The sequence below is a fragment of the Mycobacterium sp. E787 genome (genome assembly GCF_001668725.1).
Classification (GTDB): domain Bacteria; phylum Actinomycetota; class Actinomycetes; order Mycobacteriales; family Mycobacteriaceae; genus Mycobacterium.
In genome coordinates this window covers 1-18,282 of the sequence record NZ_LZKL01000104.1, presented here as the reverse complement: position 1 = coordinate 18,282, position 18,282 = coordinate 1, and the positions used below count along the sequence as shown (strand labels likewise).

Sequence of the window (18,282 nt, the reverse complement as noted above, 5' to 3'; positions counted from 1 at the left end):
CCCGGAAAAACGAGGAATAGATGACTGACACCACGCTGCCACCCGGCGACGAGGCCGGCGACCGCATCGAACCGGTCGATATCCAGCAGGAGATGCAGCGCAGCTACATCGATTACGCGATGAGCGTGATCGTGGGCCGCGCCCTGCCGGAGGTGCGCGACGGCCTCAAGCCGGTGCACCGCCGGGTTCTGTACGCGATGTACGACTCCGGGTTCCGGCCGGACCGCAGCCACGCCAAGTCTGCGCGGTCGGTGGCCGAGACGATGGGTAACTACCACCCGCACGGCGACGCGTCGATCTACGACACGTTGGTGCGCATGGCCCAGCCGTGGTCGCTGCGCTACCCGCTCGTCGACGGGCAGGGCAACTTCGGCTCGCCGGGCAACGACCCGCCGGCCGCGATGAGGTATTGCGTCAGCGCGGATACGTCGGTGGCGCTGGCTTCCGGCGAATCGATACGGATCGCCGACATCGTGCCCGGCGCGCTGCCAAACACCGACAACGTCATAGACATCAAAGTCCTTGATCGGCATGGCAATCCGGTGCGCGCCGACCGGTTGTTCCACTCCGGCGAGCACGAGACCTACACCGTGCGGACGGTCGAGGGCTGCGAGGTTACGGGCACCGGCAACCATCCGCTGCTGTGTCTCGTGGCCGTGGGCGGTGTGCCGACACTCCTGTGGAAGTTGATTGACGAGATCCGACCCGGCGACTGCGCTGTAATGAGCGCCGAGCATGGGGCCTACGCACGCAACACGCCGCCAATGGCGTACGCAGCCCCCACGGTCGATGAGGTTCCCGGACTGGCAGCGTTCCTGCTTCACTACGGCGATGATGCAGACGCCGCGGCGATCGCAACCGAGCTCACCGACGGCCGGTTCTACTACGCCAAAGTCGCTGCGGTCACCGAGGCCGGCGTGCAACCCGTCTACAGCCTCCGCGTCGACACCGACGACCACGCGTTCATCACAAACGGCTTCGTCAGCCACAACACCGAGGCGCGGCTGACTCCGCTCGCGATGGAGATGCTGCGCGAAATCGACGAGGAGACAGTCGATTTCATCCCGAACTACGACGGGCGCGTACAAGAACCGACGGTGCTGCCCAGCCGGTTCCCCAACCTGCTGGCCAACGGTTCTGGTGGCATCGCGGTCGGCATGGCGACCAACATCCCGCCGCACAACCTGCGTGAGCTGGCCGAGGCGGTCTTCTGGTGCCTGGAAAACCACGAGGCCGACGAGGAAGCCACGCTGGCCGCCGTCATGGAACGGGTCAAAGGACCCGACTTTCCCACCTCAGGGCTGATTGTCGGGACGCAGGGCATCGGCGACGCGTACAAGACCGGCCGCGGCTCGATCCGGATGCGCGGCGTGGTGGAGGTCGAAGAGGCCAGGGGCCGAACGTCTTTGGTGATCACCGAGTTGCCGTACCAGGTCAACCACGACAACTTCATCACCTCGATCGCCGAGCAGGTCCGCGACGCCCGGCTCGCCGGCATCGCCAACATCGAAGACCAATCCAGCGATCGGGTGGGCCTGCGCATCGTCATCGAGCTCAAGCGCGACGCGGTGGCCAAGGTGGTGCTGAACAACCTCTACAAGCACACCCAGTTGCAGACCAGCTTCGGCGCCAACATGCTGGCGATCGTCGACGGCGTGCCGCGCACCCTGCGGCTGGACCAGCTGATCCGCCACTACGTCGCCCACCAGCTCGACGTCATCGTCCGCCGCACCACCTATCGGCTGCGCAAGGCCAACGAACGGGCCCACATCCTGCGCGGCCTGGTCAAGGCGCTCGACGCGCTGGACGAGGTGATCGCGTTGATCCGGGCGTCGGAGACCGTCGACATCGCCCGCACCGGCCTGATCGAGCTCCTCGACATCGACGAGATCCAGGCCCAGGCGATTCTCGACATGCAGCTGCGGCGCCTGGCGGCCCTGGAGCGTCAGCGCATCATCGACGACCTGGCCAAGATCGAGGCCGAGATCGCCGACCTGGAAGACATCCTGGCCAAGCCGGAGCGCCAGCGGGCCATCGTGCGCGACGAACTCACCGAGATCGTCGACAAGCACGGCGACGACCGTCGCACCCGCATCGTGGCCGCCGACGGTGAGGTGAGTGACGAGGACCTGATCGCCCGCGAGGACGTCGTCGTCACGATCACCGAAACGGGCTACGCCAAGCGCACGAAGACCGACCTGTACCGCAGCCAGAAACGCGGCGGCAAGGGCGTGCAGGGCGCCGGCCTCAAGCAGGACGACATCGTCGCGCACTTCTTCGTCTCGTCCACCCACGACTGGATCTTGTTCTTCACCACGCAGGGACGGGTGTACCGGGCCAAGGCCTACGAGCTGCCGGAGGCCTCTCGGACGGCGCGAGGCCAGCACGTGGCCAACCTGCTGGCCTTCCAGCCGGAGGAGCGCATCGCGCAGGTCATCCAGATCCGCAGCTACGAGGACGCCCCGTACCTGGTGTTGGCGACGCGCAACGGCCTGGTCAAGAAGACCAAACTGACCGACTTCGACTCCAACCGCTCGGGCGGGATCGTGGCGATCAACCTGCGCGACAGCGACGAGTTGGTCGGCGCGGTGCTCTGCTCGTCCGAGGAGGACCTGCTGCTGGTCTCCGCCAACGGGCAGTCCATCCGGTTCTCGGCGACCGACGAGGCGTTGCGCCCGATGGGACGGGCGACGTCCGGCGTGCAGGGCATGCGGTTCAACGCCGACGACTACCTGTTGTCGCTGAACGTGGTCCGCGAGGGCACGTATCTGCTGGTCGCCACGTCCGGCGGGTACGCCAAGCGCACGGCGATCGAGGAGTACCCGGTCCAGGGGCGCGGCGGCAAGGGAGTGCTGACCGTTCAGTACGACCGCCGCCGTGGCAGGCTGGTCGGCGCGCTGATCGTCGACGACGACAGCGAGCTGTACGCGATCACCTCCGGAGGGGGCGTCATCCGCACGGCGGCGCGCCAGGTCCGCAAGGCGGGACGGCAGACCAAGGGTGTGCGGCTGATGAACCTGGGCGAGGACAACACCTTGTTGGCCATCGCGCGCAACGCCGAGGAAGCCGCGGACGAGGTCGTCGAGGAGGCCGACGGCGGACAGGATTCCTAAGGCATAAACTCGGGCCGACCAGACATAATTCAACTGCCGCCGCGCAGGAGCCATCGCAAAAGACCTAAGGAGTCGGGGTGACCTCACCGAACGAGCCGGGCGCCCCCAACAAGGGCGACAGCATCAACGGGGACGGTGCGGTCGAGCGTGCCGGTGCACACCGCGCGGCGCCCGCGCAGGCGGGTGGCCCCCAGGGCGGGGCGCGGCCGTCAGCGCCGGCGCATCGCGAAGCCGAACCCCAGGCCGCGCCGCGGCCGGCGGGCCCGCCCTCCGGTGCCGATGCGCGGACGAACCGCGTCATCTTCGGCACCGCGGCGCCGGGGGGCGGCGCGGGGTCGCGCCCGAAGCACCCGGCGTACGAGTTCGATGCCGCACCGGCGCGGGGCGAAGGCCCACCCGCCGAGGCCTACGCCAGCGAGCTGCCCGATCTGTCCGGACCGCTGCCGCGGCCCCCGCAGCGCAAACCCGCACCGGACCGCAACGCCGAGGCGCCGAGCCCCTCGTCGTCGTCCGCCCGGACGGCGACGGCCGAGAGCCGGGAAAACCGCGAGGGCCGGGAGAACCGGCTGCAGGTGTCGCGGCGTACCCGCGGGCCCGTTCGGGCCAGCATGCAGATCCGCCGGATCGATCCGTGGAGCACCCTGAAGGTGTCGCTGCTGCTGTCGGTGGCGTTGTTTTTCGTGTGGATGATCGCGGTGGCCTTCCTCTACCTCGTGCTCGGCGGCATGGGCGTGTGGGCCAAGTTGAACAGCAACGTCGGCGACCTGCTGAACAACACCAGCGGCAGCAGCGGCGAACTGGTCTCGAGTGGCACCATCTTCGGCGGCGCCGTGCTGATCGGCTTGGTCAACATCGTGCTGCTGACCGCGATGGCCACCATCGCCGCGTTCGTCTACAACCTCACCACCGATCTGATCGGTGGCATCGAAGTCACACTGGCCGATCGGGACTAGTGGGTCGACACCATCGGACCAGTGGCGATCACAAGCGCGGCGCAGCCGGGCGCGGTGGGTCGACGCCATCGGACCAGTGGCGATCACGGGGTTTTGGGGGTCCGGCGGCGAGTGCGGTAATCTCGTCGCTCGGTCGTACGCGAGTAAGGGCCTGTAGCTCAGGCGGTTAGAGCGCTTCGCTGATAACGAAGAGGTCGGAGGTTCGAGTCCTCCCAGGCCCACAACCATGTGCCCGTCCAGACGTTGTGTGAGGCTCGCATTGCCACTGGCAGTGGTCGCGATAGCGGCGGCGGTGGTGCGGTCACGGCGCGGGGTCGAGGTCTGGCACGTGGCGGTGGCCGATTCACCCGATCAGCCGCCGAGCCACGACGAGGGGCCTTAGCTCAGTTGGTAGAGCACCGCCTTTGCAAGGCGGGTGTCAGGGGTTCGATTCCCCTAGGCTCCACAAAGTGAAATCACGTCCGCCCGGCACAGGTGCCGGCAGCGGTCCATCGTCCAAAACGCCGATTATTCAGCTGTTCATCAGCGGTATTTCTCCAGACTTCTTTATTCTTCATATTCGTGTCGCTCTGGACCGCACAACGGCATCCTCGATGCCGAGAAGAAAGGAAGTGCGTCAAATGCCCTCACCTCGCTGGCTGGCAGGATTGAGCATTCCCGTGATGGTCGGCGTCGCGCTGGCCACCGGCGCTGCGACTGCCACCGCCGATCCCACCAATGACGCCTACCTCGCTCAACTGCGCGCCGCCGGGCTCAGCTGGCCGGCAGGCCACGACGAGGCACTCATCGGCATGGGGCACCTCATCTGCGACGATCTCGGGTGGGGTTGGACGCCCCAGCAGATCGCCAACCAAATCCACGCCAACTTGGATCCGGCGGGTGTGACGTTGCTGGACGTCGGATCTTTGGTGAATACCGCACGTTCGACCTATTGTCCCAACCAGAGGTGCTGGGCCCCCCACTGCTAAGTCCATCGCTGGACCTGGCCGGGTTGGCCACTGCCGAACGATGCGTGATGCACATGTCGATTCCGGGTGTTAGCTGACAAATCTGCGGCCAACGCTTTATAGGCCGTTGCGATTGGTCATTGACGTTCCTACGCTTTCTGTATTCCGCATGACCCGACGATCCCGCTGAGGTGCCGACCGCCTGGTCGTGACGCTTCGGGAGGTCCGGGATGTCGTACGTCATCGCAATGCCCGACGTAATCACCTCAGCCGCAAGCGATTTCACAAGCATCGGTGCCGCAGTCGGCGCGGCCAATGCGGCCGCATGGGGCCCGACAGCAGGGGTGTTGGCCGCCGGCGCCGACGAGGTGTCGGCCGCGGTCGCGACGCTGTTCGCCGAGTACGGGCGGGCCTACCAGGCAGTCGGCGCCCAGGCGGCGGCATTCCATCAGCGGTTCGTGCAAAGCCTCAGCGCGAGCGCTGCCGCGTATGCCGGCACCGAGGCGGCCAGTGTGTCACCGCTACAAACCGCCCTGCAAGACGTGCTCGGCGTGATCAACACACCCACCGAGCTGCTGTTGCAGCGCCCCCTGATCGGCAACGGCACCAATGGGGCCCCCGGGACCGGGCAAAACGGCGGGGCCGGCGGGATCCTCTGGGGCAATGGCGGCAACGGCGGGTCCGGGGCCGGCGGCGAAAACGGCGGCAACGGCGGTCCGGCCGGCCTGTTTGGCCACGGCGGCGCGGGCGGCACGGGTGGCAGCGCCAACGTGGCGGGCGGCACCGGGGGCACCGGCGGCACGGGCGGCGCCGGTGGCCTGCTTTACGGCAACGGTGGCGCGGGCGGCTGCGGTGGCGCAAACAACTTCGTCAACGGTCGAGGGGGCAACGGCGGCCTAGGGGGTAGCGCCATCGGGCTGTTCGGGGCCGGGGGGACCGGGGGCGCCGGCGGCGTTGCCAACAGTGGCACCGGCCCAGGCGGGGCGGGCGGTGGCGGCGGCAGCGGCGGCCTGCTCTACGGCGTGGGGGGCGACGGCGGCGACGCCGGATTCGGCAGCGCCGGCAACGTGGGCGGTTCCGGCGGCAGAGGCGGACTGCTGTTCGGCGATGGTGGCGATGGTGGCGACGGCTCCCTGGGACTCGGCGGCGGCGCCGGCGGCAACGCCGGGCTGATCGGAAACGGCGGGGCCGGAGGGACCGGCGGCGGCGTTTTCAGTTCCGTGAACCCCGGAGGACCCGGCGGGACCGGCGGCAGCGGCGGGCTCCTTGCGGGCAACGGCGGTCACGGTGGCACGGGCGGGCAGGCGGTGTTCGGCACTCCGGGAACGGGGGGCGCCGGCGGCAACGCGGTGGGGCTCTTCGGCAACGGCGGCGACGGCGGCGAGGGCGGCGCGGCGGGCACCGGCTCCGGCGGGACCGGTGGTGCCGGCGGCAACGGCGGGATTCTCTTGGGAGCAGCCGGCACCACCGGACCCACCGGGGCGCACCTCTGAATTCTCGGCTCGGTGCTCCGATCGCCGGTCGCCTCCATCGGTCACATGCGTACCGGCGCCGAGCCGACCTCGGTCACCCGCAATTGTCGGCTGCCTGAAGCGAACCGAGGAAGCGATGAACCAGGGCGCGTTCGTCGGCCGGGTCTTTGAGGGGCCAGCTCCACAGCGCCAGGAAGACGCGGATCAGCCACTGCGCGGCCAGCGGGTCGTCCTTGTCCGGACCGAGCATTTCGGCAGCCAAGCGGGTCACGGTGGGTGAGCTGATGACCCAATCGCTGACGGGTGTCGCGTGGATGGACTGCATGACCCGGGCCAGCGGATCCGACCGCAGGCGTTGCAAGGCGACGGTCGTGGCCGCCACCACGCGATCGGGGCCGCTCAGGTCCTTGATCGCTTCCCGGGTGGTGTCCACAATGCGGGCCGCCTGGATGGCGACGACGGCGTCGCGGATGGCCGCTTTGCCCCCGGCGTGCCGGTATATCGTTGCGGGTGAGCAGTGCACCCTGGCCGCCAGGGCCTCGATGGTGAATCCCTCATAGCCCTTGCGCGAGATGAGATCGGCGGCCGCGCCATAAATCCTGTCCGTTGCTTCGCTACGGCGATCACGTCCCACCAACCAGTCGTCGCGCGCCATCTGTGCTCCTTCGCCGTCGCACCTGGTAGAAATACTTCTCGCACCCTGAGAATTTTCACAGTCTTTTTCTCACGCCAATGCAGTGCTGGCGGCGGGTGGGCCCTGTCAACGGATGGTGACGCCGGCCGCGGCCGCCCCTCAACTTCGTCCTGGCCCATTGACGCCGCAGGTGGGCGCACCGAGCCTGAACGTATGCCGGTCTTGGACAAACCGAGCGAGCTCCTAGGCCCCGAGGCGCTGCAGGATCCGTACCCGCTGTACGAGCGCATACGCGCCGAACTGCCGGTGCAGCGCATCGGCGACTCCGTCTTCTATGCGGTATGCGGCTGGGACGCCGTCCACGAGGCCATCGAGCGCGTCGACGACTTCTCGTCAAACCTGACCGCCACCATGGTTTTTCACGAGGACGGCACCGTCACCCCGTTCGACATGGGGCCGGCGGGAGGCGCCGCCCACGCGCTGGCCACCGCCGACGATCCGGTGCACGCGATGCACCGCAAGATCCTGCTGCCGCACCTGTCGGCCAAGCGGGTGCGGATCATCGAGGACTTCGCCGCCCGCACCGCCGACCGGTTGTGGGAGCAGAACCTGGTCGACGGTCAGATCGAATGGATGAGCGCCATCGCCAACCGGCTCCCGATGATGGTGGTCGCCCGGCTTCTCGGTCTGCCCGACGACGACGTCGACAAACTCATTCGGCTCGGCTATGCCACCACCACATTGCTCGACGGGATCGTCACCCCCGACCAACTCGAGCAGGCGTTCGCGGCGGCACTGGAACTATCGGGGTATGTCACCGAGCATTTCGAAAAGGCTTGTGATACAGGAGAATTCGGCTTGATCGCCGATCTGGCGACGCGCTGCGCGTCGGGTGAACTGGAGCAACTCCCGGCCATGGGCATCATGATGACGCTCTTCAGCGCCGCCGGGGAGTCGACGGCGTCGCTGCTGGGCAGCGCCGCGTGGATTCTCGCCGATCGTCCCGCGATCCAACGCCGGCTCCGTGAAAACCCGAAATTACTAACAGCTTTCATCGAGGAGACATTGCGCCTCGAGTCGCCGTTCCGCGGTCATTATCGACACGTGTGGCGCGACACCACGCTGGCCGGGGTCGATTTGCCCGCCGATTCCCATCTGCTGCTGATGTGGGGCGCGGCCAACCGCGATCCGGCGCACTTCGACTCACCGAACGAATTCCGTCTCGATCGCGCCACCGCCAAGGGCCACCTCGCCTTCGGCAAGGGCGTGCATTTCTGCGTGGGTGCCGCGCTTGCGCGCCTCGAAGCCCACATCGTGTTGCGCAAACTACTGGAGCGCACCACCTGGATCGAGGCGATCGATGTCGGCGAATGGCTGCCGAGCATCCTCGTCCGGCGCCGGAAATGCCTGCGGCTGGCCGTCCGATAACGGTTACGGCCGCGGTTGCACCTCGACGCTGGGCGGCAGGGGCGACGGCTCCTCGCGGCCTTCACGCATCGAGCGCCGAACGATGCTGAACGCGACGGCGCCGGCCACCACCACGACGGCCGCCCCGGCGATCAGCCACGGCCTGGGACGCCGGCGCTGGGCCAGGCGCGCGTCCTGCAGCGCCTGCGGCAGCCCGGCGACCACCTCTTGCGCGGCGGCCAGCTCTTGCGTGAGCGTCTCTTGGGCGGCGGCGAGTTCGCGGGCGAGCCGCCCCTCCCGGTAACGGCGCCGGAGCGCGGAGGCGGTCGATTGTGCGCCGTTGACGCTGAGCCCGATGACTCCGCGGGTGACATCGACCGGTCCCACCGCCGAGTAGGTAAGGCCCCGGGCCAGTCGCTCGCGTGGGGTTAACCGGGTTTCCGCCTTCGCCCTCATCTGCCGCCCTTCTGTGCCGCCTGCCCGATGCCCCATCAGACTGCCATCAATCGATCACCGACGGGCACATTGTGCGTGGGCGGGTTTCGGTACCGGCTGCGGGCCCGCCCGCCCGCAATGGCAGACTCTAACGCCGTGACTAACAGCCCCATTCAGACCGCCACCGCAACGCTGCACACCAACCGTGGAGACATCAAGGTCGCGCTCTTCGGAAACCACGCGCCAAAGACCGTCGCCAACTTCGTCGGCCTGGCGCAGGGCACCAAGGAGTACTCGACCCAGAACGCATCGGGCGGCCCCTCCGGCCCGTTCTACGACGGCGCGGTATTTCACCGGGTGATCAAGGGCTTCATGATCCAGGGCGGCGATCCGACCGGCACGGGCCGTGGCGGCCCGGGCTACAAGTTCGCTGACGAGTTCCACCCCGAGTTGCAGTTCGACAAGCCCTACCTGCTGGCGATGGCGAACGCCGGGCCGGGCACCAACGGCTCCCAATTCTTCATCACGGTGACCCAGACGCCGCACCTGAACCGGCGCCACACGATCTTCGGCGAAGTGACCGATCCGGATTCGCAGAAGGTCGTCGACGCCATCGCGACGACGGCCACCGACGGCAACGACCGTCCCACCGAGCCGGTCGTCATCGAGTCGATCACCATCACCTGAACCGACCGCCGGTCAGCGCGGGTTGCCGCCCGCGTAGCCGGCGTCGGTGAGCGCGTCGAGCACCTCGAGCGGGTTCGTTCCGAGGTCCCAACGCGAGAGGACCACCAACCCGCCGTCGGTCGTTTCGACCTCGAGCAGCCGAACCGTTCGCGCGTGGCGGCGGAACTCGGTGATCCGGATGATCTTGATGTCGGAGCGCCGTAATACCTGCGTCCGGAACCAGCCCTTCAACACCAGGCCGTCGGGACCAATTGCCAGCTTGGGGCGCGCGCGCCACGTCATGCCCGCAAACAAGATCAGGCCGGCCGCGGCAATCCCCGCCAAAATGCGGCCGGGCGGATCTGTGACTATGGTCACACTCGCGATAGCCATCAAAACACCGACGACCCCACAACCAGCGACTCCGGTCGCAGACGGCGACCATTCTGTTTGCTGCACGGGCTGGCTAACCCCTCCCACCACTGGCTATGCGGTTATCCACAAGCGCTATCAACAGTGGGGATAAATCACACGCGTGTGATTGGGTGGTCGCATGGTTGCTGAACCAGTTACAGACGGACCGCAAGTTGAATTCATTACCCTCGCGGTCGCGGTCAGTGCCAGCGCATCGTGAGCAACAGTCCGGTGATCATGAAAGCGAACGCGATGGCGTAGTTCCACGGACCGAGTTGCGCCATCCAATTAAGGGCGGCCGGCGCCTGGCTTCCGACCGCGGCCAATTGGAACACCATCAACCACACCAGCCCGATCAACATGAGGCCGACAAACAGGCAGACGAACCACACGCTTGACGGTCCGACCTTCACTTTCACCGGCGTGCGGCTGACCGCGCTGACGGTGAAATCGTTCTTCTTGCGGACCTTCGACTTGGGCATTTGTGTACCTCGGTATTACCTGAACAACACGTTGAACGGGACGGGGTGCGACGATAGCGATTGGCAGCTGTACGGATAGCTCGGCTACGAGACTAACTCACCTGGGGCCATGACCAGGAAATGGAGAGTCGATGATTGACCGGCGTCGCTCACCGTGGCGCTTCGGCGTTCCATTGGTGTGCCTGCTGGCCGGGTTGCTGCTGGCCGCCACCCACGGCGTCTCCGGCGGCGCCGAGATCCGCCGCAGCGACGCCCCGCGCCTGGTCGACCTGGTCCGGGAGGCGCAGTCGTCGGTGGCCCGCCTCAGCGCCGAGCGCGATGCACTGACCAACAAGATCGATTCGGCGCACGGCCGGTCTTCGGACGCCGCGCTCGCGGCGATGCTGCGCCGCGCCGCCGAGCTGGCGGCCGAGGCGGGTATGGACCCGGTGCACGGGCCGGGGCTGGTGGTGACGCTGCAGGACGCGCAGCGCGACGCCAACGGCCGCTTCCCCCGCGACGCCTCGCCCGACGACCTCGTCGTGCACCAGCAGGACATCCAGGCGGTGCTCAACGCGCTGTGGAGCGCCGGCGCCGAGGCGATCCAGATGCAGGACCAGCGGATCATCGCCACCTCGGTGCCCCGTTGCGTCGGGAACACGCTGTTGCTGAACGGGCGCACCTACAGCCCGCCGTACACCATCACCGCGATCGGCAATGCTGCGGCCATGCAGGCGGCCCTGGCGGCCGCGCCCCTCGTCATCCTCTACAAGCAGTACGTCGTCCGCTTCGGTCTCGGCTACCACGAAGAGGTCAAGCCGGACGTGCAGGTCGCCGGGCACTCCGAACCGGTCCGCACGCACTTCGCGCAGCCGGCGGGCCCGGTGGGGTACTGAGCCGGACGGTACCCTGACACGATGCGGATCCTGGTTGTCGACAACTACGACAGCTTCGTGTTCAACCTGGTCCAGTACCTGGGCCAGCTGGGCGTGGAGGCCGAGGTGTGGCGCAACGACGACGCCCGGCTCTCCGACGAGAACGCCGTCGCCGCCCAGTTCGGCGGCGTCCTGCTGAGCCCGGGTCCCGGCACCCCGGAACGCGCGGGTGCCTCGATCGCGTTGGTGCGGGCCTGCGCGGCGCTGCGCACCCCGATGCTGGGGGTGTGCCTGGGACACCAGGCGATCGGCGTGGCGTTCGGCGCCACCGTGGACCGCGCGCCGGAGTTGCTGCACGGCAAGACCAGCAGCGTCTTCCACACCAATGTCGGTGTGCTGCAAGGGCTTCCGGACCCGTTCACGGCAACCCGATACCACTCGCTGACGATCCTGCCGGAGTCGCTGCCGGCGGCGCTGGAAGTCACGGCCCGCACCCGCAGCGGCGTCATCATGGGCGTCCGGCACACCGAATTGCCGATCCACGGTGTCCAGTTCCACCCGGAGTCGATCCTGACCGAGGGCGGGCACCGGATGCTGGCGAACTGGTTGTCCTACTGCGGCTGGACGCGTGACGATACGCTGGTGCGCCGGCTGGAGAACGAGGTCCGCGCGGCCGTCCGGCCGCATTTCCCGGAGGACGCGGCGGCTACTGGCCGAACTTCAGCGTGATGATCCCGTCCCGGTTGCAACCGGCGCCGGCGGGCGGGTTCTGGTAGACCACCCGGTGCGACTGGGCACCGCCGGCGTCGACGTCGGGCCCCTTGTCGAGCACCCCGGTCCACCCCAGCGCCCGCAGCCGCGGTTCGGCGTCGGTCCAGAACATCCCGGTCAGGTCGGGCATCAGGAACTGATTGCCCTTGGACACCTGGATCTCGATCACGGAGTCGACCGGAACGGTTTGGCCCTTGGGCGGATTCGTGCCGATCACCTCGCCGGCCGGCCGCGTGCTGTCCACCGGCGTCTGGCTGAACTTGGTGAACCCGTAGACCGTCAGGTTCTTCTGCGCGACGTCGACGGTCTGGCCCGCGACGTCGGGCACCTGCCTGGTCTCCGGCCCGGATCCGACGATGACGGTGATCACGTTGGTGATCGCCGACGTCTGATTGGCCGGCGGGTTGGTTCCGATGACCTTGCCCAGCAGCTCCGGGCTGGACGGCGAGTTCGCCTGCTTGAACTTGCTGAATCCGGCGGCCTTGAGCTTGCTGACCGCGTCGGTGTAGGTCAGCGAGGAGACGTCGGGCACTTCGCGTTGCTCCGGTCCGGTGGAGACGTTGATGGTGATCTCGTCGCCGGCGCTCACCGACGCGTTGGCGCCCGGGTCGGTGCTGATCACGTGATCGGGCGGAACCGACGAGTCCGGCTTCTGCAGGGTCCGCGTCTTGAAGCCCCGGTTCTGCAGCGCGGCGATGGCGTCGGCGGACACCTGGCCGCGCATGTCGGGCACCTGAACGTCGCGGGTGGTGCCGCCGAAGGTGTTGAAGGCGATGACGACGACGATCGTCAGCACCGCCAGCGCGGCGACAGCGACCACCCAGCGGCCGATGGATCCGCCGGGGCGATCGCGGTCGGTGTCGTCGAGCGCCTGGCGCGGCAGCGGGTCGGTGCGCGGGCCGTGGCCCGTCGCGGAAGAAAGAAACGAGCTGCGCTCGGCGTCGGTGAGCACCTTCGGCGCCTCGGGCGTTTCACCGTTGTGCACCCGCACCAGATCCGCGCGCATCTCCGCCGCCGTCTGGTATCGGTTCTCCGGATTCTTGGCCAGCGCCTTGAGCACGACGGCGTCGAGGTCGGCGGAGATCCCCTCGTGCCGCTTCGACGGTGGGACCGGGTCCTCACGCACGTGCTGATAGGCGACCGCGACGGGCGAGTCACCGGTGAAAGGCGGTTCGCCCGTGAGGATTTCGTACAGGACGCAACCCAACGAGTACACGTCGGACCGGGCGTCGACGGAATCACCGCGCGCCTGTTCGGGTGACAGGTACTGGGCGGTCCCGATCACGGCCGCAGTCTGGGTGACGCTGTTGCCGCTGTCGGCGATCGCGCGCGCGATGCCGAAGTCCATCACCTTCACCGCGTTGGTGGAGCTGATCATGATGTTGGCCGGCTTGACGTCTCGATGGATGATGCCGTTCTGGTGGCTGAAGTTCAGCGCCTGGCAGGCGTCGGCGATGATCTCGATCGCGCGCCGGGGCGGGAGCGGCCCGTCGGTGTGCACGATGTCGCGCAGCGTGACGCCGTCGACGTACTCCATGACGATGTAGGGCAGCGGGCCGGTCGGCGTATCCGCCTCGCCGGTGTCGTACACCGCGACGATCGACGGGTGATTCAGCGCGGCGGCGTTTTGCGCCTCGCGGCGGAAGCGCAGATAAAAGCTGGGATCCCGGGCCAGGTCGGCGCGCAGCACCTTGACCGCGACGTCGCGGTGCAAACGGACGTCGCGGGCCAGATGAACCTCGGACATGCCCCCGAAACCGAGGATCTCACCGAGTTCGTAGCGGTCGGACAGGTGCTGCGGGGTTGTCATCGAGGCGTTCCAAGTCGGGCCGGCGATGCGCTGAGCGGGGAGGGGGTAGCCCAGCCATTTTCGTGCGGCCTAATCCGAAGTCCAGAATTACCTATGCTTCCGCGATCCGTCCAATTGAGGCGCAGGCGCGGCGCCGCCCCGCTGGGGGTCTTGCTCGCCGGGGGCGGCGCCGTCGCCGGCGGGGTCCCGGTGTCGGTGACGGTCGGGGGCTGTTGCTGCTGGTCGGCGCGAGAATTGATGACGATGATCACCGCGATGAGGATCGCCAGCGCCCCGAGCACCCCTGCGGCCCACAGCAGGGCGCGCTGGCCCGACGAGAAGGTGCGCCTGGCCGGGGGCCGCGACCGGCCGGTGGAGGGTCCGGACCGACGGGCCGGGACGCTGCGGCCGGGTGCGACGGCCGCCCTGGTGTGCGGGCTGGACGGAATGGCCGCGGGCGAGGCGCGCCCGGGTGGCGGTGACTGGCTCGGCCGGGGGGGCCGGCGCCCGGCGCGCACCGCGGCGACGGCGTCGGCGAACGGTCCCCCGCTGCGATAGCGCATCTGGGGATTTTTGACCAGCGTAATCTCGATGAGCTCGCGCACGTTGGGCGGCAACTCCGCGGGCAACGGCGGCGGCGGCTCCTTGATGTGTTTCATCGCCACCGTCAACGCGCCGTCGCCGCTGAACGGGCGCTTGCCCGAAACCACTTCGTAGCCAACGACTCCCAGCGAGTAGACGTCGCTGGCCGGGGTCGCGTCGTGACCCAGCGCCTGCTCGGGGGCGATGTATTGGGCGGTGCCCATCACCATCCCGGTCTGGGTCACCGGGGCGGCGTCGACTGCCTTGGCGATACCGAAGTCGGTGATCTTCACCTGGCCGGTCGGGGTGATCAGGATGTTGCCCGGCTTGACGTCGCGGTGCACCAGGCCCGCGGCATGCGCGACCTGAAGCGCCCGGCCGGTCTGCTCGAGCATGTCCAGTGCGTGTCGCAGCGAGAGCCGTCCGGTTCGCTTGAGCACCGAATTCAACGGTTCGCCGTTGACCAGCTCCATCACCAGGTAAGCGGTGCGTCCCTCGCCGTCCAGCTGGCTCTCGCCGTAGTCGTGGACCTGCGCGATCCCGGGATGGTTCAGCATCGCGGTGGTGCGCGCCTCGGCGCGGAACCGCTCGATGAACTCGGGGTCCTGGGAGAACTCCTGTTTCAGCACCTTGACCGCGACGCGCCGACCCAGGCGGCTGTCCACGGCTTCCCACACCTGGCCCATGCCACCGGTGGCGATCAGGCGCTGCAGGCGGTATCTGCCTGACAGCGTCACACCAACTCGCGGGCTCATGGTCCTCCCTGTAGCGCGGCCTCGATCACCGCCCGTCCGATCGGCGCGGCGAGCGCGCCCCCCGTCGCGGACAGTCGGTCGGCGCCGTTTTCCACCAGCACCGCCACGGCAACCTTCGGCGCCTGCGCGGGCGCGAACGCGATGTACCACGCGTGCGGCGGGGTGTTGCGCGGGTCGGTGCCATGCTCTGCGGTACCCGTCTTTGATGCAATCTGCACGCCGGGAATCGCCCCTTTCTGCTGCGCGACCTTCTCGGCGCCGACCATCAGCTCTGTTAGCTTAGCGGCGACCTGCGGTGACACCGCGCGGCGCTGTTGGTAGGGCGCGGTGGTGCTGATGTTGGAAAGGTCCGGTCCCTTGAGGCTATCGATCAGGTAGGGCTGCATCGTCACCCCGGCGTTCGCGATGGTCGCGGCGATCTCGGCGTTCTCCAGGGGCGTCAGCGCGACGTCCTTCTGGCCGATGCTCGACATGCCGAGCGCGGCGGCGTCCGGGATGATCCCGACGGTCGATTCGGCGACCTGCAACGGAATGACGCTGGGGGTGCTGTCCAGCCCGAACGACCGCGCCATGCTGCGCAGCGCGTCGGCCCCGGTGAGGATGCCCAGCTGAACGAACGCCGTGTTACAGGACAGGGCGAACGCCTGGCTCAGGGACACCGTCGGCTCGCTGCCGCACGGCTGCCCGCCGTAGTTCTCCAGGGTGGCGGTGCTGTTGGGCAGCGGAATCGTGGCCGCCGCGGTCAACTGCTCGGTTTCGGTCGCGCCGGCCTGCAGCGCCGCCGCGGTGGTGACCACCTTGAAGGTGGAGCCCGGCGGATAGGTCTCGGAGATGGCGCGGTTGGTCAGCGGGTTATCGGGGTCGTCGCGGAGCCGCTGCCAGGCCTGGGCTTGCACGTCCGCATCGTGCGACGCCAGCTGGTTGGGGTCGTAGGACGGCGACGACACCATGGCCAGGATCTTGCCGGTGGACGGCTCCAGCGCGACGACGGCTCCCTTGCACGGCGGCCCGCCGCAGCCCTGCTGCATCGCGTCCCACCCCGCCTGCTGAACCCGCGGGATGAGCGTGGTGTCGACGTTGCCGCCGCGCGGATCGCGACCTGTGAAGAAGTCGGCCAGCCGGCGCCCGAACAGGCGCTCGTCGGATCCGTTCAGGACCGGATCCTCGGCCCGTTCCAGCCCCGTGCTCGAATAACGCAGCGAGTAGAAGCCGGTAACCGGCGCGTACACCGCCGGATTGGGGTAGACCCGCAGGAACCGGAAGCGGCTGTCGGTCGCCACGGAGTACGCCAGCAGCTGGCCGCCGGCGACGATCTGACCGCGCTGGCGCGAATACTCGTCGAGCAGCACCCGCTGGTTGCGCGGGTCGGCGCGCAGCCCGTCCGCGGCGAAGACCTGCGTCATCGTGGCGTTGAGCAGCAGCAGCACCACCAACGCCATCACGGTCACCGAGATCCGGCGAAGAGAGGTGTTCATACCCGCTCGATCACCTCGGTGCTGGCCGCCGCGATCGGCGACGGGTTACGGGCGCGGGTGCGCAACGGGCGCCGGGCGCTGTGCGAGATGCGCGCCAGGATCGCCAACAGGATGTAGTTGGCCAGCAGCGACGACCCGCCGTAGGACATCCATGGTGTGGTCAGCCCCGTCAGGGGGATCAGGCGCGTCACGCCGCCGACGACGATGAACAGCTGCAGGGCCAGCGTCGACGCGAGCCCCGCGGCCAGCAGCTTGCCGAAGCTTTCCCGCGTCGCGATCGCCGTGCGCAGGCCGCGCACGATGACGATCGTGTACAGCATCAGAATCGCCGCCAGGCCCACCAGTCCGAGTTCCTCACCGAACGCGGCGATGATGAAATCGGTGGACGCCGCCGGTACGGTGTCGGGCTGACCGTTGCCGAGGCCGGTGCCGAAAATCCCACCGGTGGCGAAGCTGAACATCGACTGCACGAGCTGGTAGCCGCTGCCGTCGGGGTCGGAGAACGGGTCCCACCACATCTGCACCCGGACGCGGACGTGGTCGAAAAGGAAGTACGCCGCAACGCTTCCCGCGACGAACAGCACCAGGCCGATGACGACCCAGCTGAACCGTTGGGTGGCGAGGTAGAGCACCACCAGAAACGACGCGTACAGCAAAAGCGAAGTGCCGAGGTCCTTTTCGAGGACCATCACGCCCACCGAGATCACCCACGCCGCCAACAGCGGCGCGAGGTCGCGGGGGCGCGGCAGGGTCATGCCCATGAAATGCTTTCCGACACTGGTGAACAGGCCGCGCTTGGCGATCAGCACCGCCGAGAAAAAGATCAGTAGCAGGATTTTGGAGAACTCCGCCGGCTGAATTGAGAAGCCGGGGAAGCGAATCCAGATCTTTGCACCGTTCTGCTCGGACATGGATGCCGGCAGCACCGCCGGAATCGCCAGGAAAATCAGGCCGGCGATCCCGCAGATGTAGCCGTAGCGGGCCAATTGCCGGTGGTCCCTGAGAAAGGTGACCACCAAGGCGAACGCGGCAACCCCGACCACGGTCCACAGCATCTGCTGGGTTGCGCTGGGATGATGCCGGCCGCTCGACTCGTTGTTGACGAGATCGAGTCGGTGGATCATCACCAGACCAAGCCCGTTGAGCAGGGCCACAATTGGCAGCAGCAGCGGGTCGGTGTAGGGGGCGAAGCGCCTGATCGCCAAGTGCGCGCTGCCGAACATGACCAGGAAGACCAGCCCGTAGCTGACCAAGTTCCAGCGGAGGCCGCGGTCCTGGTTCGCCTGCACGATGAGCAACGCCGCGACGGTGATCAGTGCGGCGAAGCACAACAACAACAGTTCGGCGTTGCGCCGAGTAGGCAGCGGAGGGGTGACTGCGACCGGCGGCTGGAGTTGTGTGGTCATGCCACCGCCCGGCAGTCGATGCCCGGCTTAGGTGGGGGTGGCGGGAGCGCAGTCACCGTCTGGGTGGAGGTGGGCGACGTGGTCGCCGGCGCGGGTGGCGCGGTGCTTGCGGGGGTGCTGGTCGGAC

16 protein-coding genes and 2 tRNA genes are annotated in these 18,282 nt (G+C 68.0%); 10 read left to right on the top strand and 8 right to left on the bottom strand.

Annotated elements, in window-relative coordinates:
- Positions 1–20 precede the first annotated feature (20 nt).
- The 6 genes from gyrA (at position 21) to A5705_RS29050 (ending at position 6,506) form a co-directional block, all read left to right on the top strand.
- Positions 21–3,113 carry an intein-containing DNA gyrase subunit A gene (gene gyrA / locus A5705_RS20745; RefSeq protein ID WP_067883208.1) on the top strand — a complete coding sequence of 1,031 codons (3,093 nt, stop codon included), beginning with the start codon at positions 21–23 and terminating at the stop codon, positions 3,111–3,113.
- 77 nt (positions 3,114–3,190) lie between these two features.
- Positions 3,191–4,066 (top strand): DUF3566 domain-containing protein, encoded by an 876-nt coding sequence (locus tag A5705_RS20740; RefSeq protein ID WP_067883207.1) that lies wholly within the window; start codon positions 3,191–3,193, stop codon positions 4,064–4,066.
- A 147-nt stretch (positions 4,067–4,213) separates the two neighbouring features.
- Positions 4,214–4,287, top strand: a tRNA-Ile gene (locus A5705_RS20735).
- Positions 4,288–4,438: 151 nt separating this feature from the next.
- A tRNA-Ala gene (locus A5705_RS20730) sits at positions 4,439–4,511 on the top strand.
- Between the two features lie 4 nt (positions 4,512–4,515).
- Entirely contained in the window at positions 4,516–5,034 is a 519-nt protein-coding gene (locus A5705_RS20725; protein WP_156738549.1) for a DUF732 domain-containing protein, read from the top strand.
- A gap of 209 nt (positions 5,035–5,243) precedes the next feature.
- A complete protein-coding gene (locus A5705_RS29050; protein WP_068279671.1) occupies positions 5,244–6,506 on the top strand; it encodes a PE family protein in 1,263 nt (420 codons plus the stop codon).
- 73 nt (positions 6,507–6,579) lie between these two features.
- Here the strand turns inward: A5705_RS29050 and A5705_RS20715 are convergent, their stop codons facing one another.
- Positions 6,580–7,140: a TetR/AcrR family transcriptional regulator gene (locus tag A5705_RS20715; RefSeq protein ID WP_067871678.1), complete on the bottom strand. Its 561-nt coding sequence runs from the start codon at positions 7,138–7,140 to the stop codon at positions 6,580–6,582.
- 192 nt (positions 7,141–7,332) lie between these two features.
- On the opposite strand from A5705_RS20715, the gene A5705_RS20710 reads away from it, so the two are divergent.
- Complete coding sequence (locus tag A5705_RS20710; RefSeq protein WP_068279669.1) at positions 7,333–8,547, top strand: cytochrome P450; 1,215 nt, start codon at positions 7,333–7,335, stop codon at positions 8,545–8,547.
- 3 nt (positions 8,548–8,550) lie between these two features.
- Here A5705_RS20710 and cwsA read toward each other — a convergent pair whose 3' ends face one another.
- Positions 8,551–8,982, bottom strand: coding sequence for a cell wall synthesis protein CwsA (gene cwsA, locus A5705_RS20705; protein WP_068279665.1), 432 nt, complete (start codon positions 8,980–8,982; stop codon positions 8,551–8,553).
- A gap of 117 nt (positions 8,983–9,099) precedes the next feature.
- Between cwsA and A5705_RS20700 the strand changes: the two genes are divergently transcribed.
- Positions 9,100–9,648: a peptidylprolyl isomerase gene (locus A5705_RS20700; RefSeq protein WP_067871684.1), complete on the top strand. Its 549-nt coding sequence runs from the start codon at positions 9,100–9,102 to the stop codon at positions 9,646–9,648.
- A 12-nt stretch (positions 9,649–9,660) separates the two neighbouring features.
- Here the strand turns inward: A5705_RS20700 and A5705_RS20695 are convergent, their stop codons facing one another.
- Positions 9,661–10,086 (bottom strand): PH domain-containing protein, encoded by a 426-nt coding sequence (locus tag A5705_RS20695; protein WP_067871670.1) that lies wholly within the window; start codon positions 10,084–10,086, stop codon positions 9,661–9,663.
- Positions 10,087–10,241: 155 nt separating this feature from the next.
- Positions 10,242–10,523, bottom strand: a complete 282-nt coding sequence (gene crgA, locus A5705_RS20690) for a cell division protein CrgA (RefSeq protein ID WP_066917062.1) — start codon at positions 10,521–10,523, stop codon at positions 10,242–10,244.
- Between the two features lie 131 nt (positions 10,524–10,654).
- Here crgA and A5705_RS20685 point away from each other — a divergent pair, with 131 nt between their 5' ends.
- Together A5705_RS20685 and A5705_RS20680 are read left to right on the top strand one after the other, a co-directional pair.
- The gene (locus A5705_RS20685) at positions 10,655–11,398 is read left to right on the top strand and encodes a DUF881 domain-containing protein (protein ID WP_067871667.1); all 744 of its coding nucleotides are present in this window, start codon (positions 10,655–10,657) and stop codon (positions 11,396–11,398) included.
- Positions 11,399–11,419: 21 nt separating this feature from the next.
- Positions 11,420–12,106 (top strand): aminodeoxychorismate/anthranilate synthase component II, encoded by a 687-nt coding sequence (locus tag A5705_RS20680; RefSeq protein WP_067871664.1) that lies wholly within the window; start codon positions 11,420–11,422, stop codon positions 12,104–12,106.
- On the opposite strand, the gene pknB is transcribed toward A5705_RS20680, so the two are convergent.
- The 4 genes from pknB to A5705_RS20660 are packed head-to-tail and all read right to left on the bottom strand — an operon-like array spanning position 12,084 to position 18,155.
- Positions 12,084–13,958 (bottom strand): Stk1 family PASTA domain-containing Ser/Thr kinase, encoded by a 1,875-nt coding sequence (gene pknB / locus A5705_RS20675; protein WP_067871661.1) that lies wholly within the window; start codon positions 13,956–13,958, stop codon positions 12,084–12,086. The genes A5705_RS20680 and pknB overlap by 23 nt on opposite strands.
- Complete coding sequence (locus tag A5705_RS20670; RefSeq protein ID WP_067871657.1) at positions 13,955–15,274, bottom strand: serine/threonine-protein kinase; 1,320 nt, start codon at positions 15,272–15,274, stop codon at positions 13,955–13,957. The genes pknB and A5705_RS20670 overlap by 4 nt, the downstream gene beginning before the upstream one ends.
- Positions 15,271–16,749 (bottom strand): D,D-transpeptidase PbpA, encoded by a 1,479-nt coding sequence (gene pbpA, locus A5705_RS20665; RefSeq protein WP_067871654.1) that lies wholly within the window; start codon positions 16,747–16,749, stop codon positions 15,271–15,273. The genes A5705_RS20670 and pbpA overlap by 4 nt, the downstream gene beginning before the upstream one ends.
- Entirely contained in the window at positions 16,746–18,155 is a 1,410-nt protein-coding gene (locus A5705_RS20660) for an FtsW/RodA/SpoVE family cell cycle protein (RefSeq protein ID WP_068279662.1), read from the bottom strand. The genes pbpA and A5705_RS20660 overlap by 4 nt, the downstream gene beginning before the upstream one ends.
- Positions 18,156–18,282 lie beyond the last annotated feature (127 nt).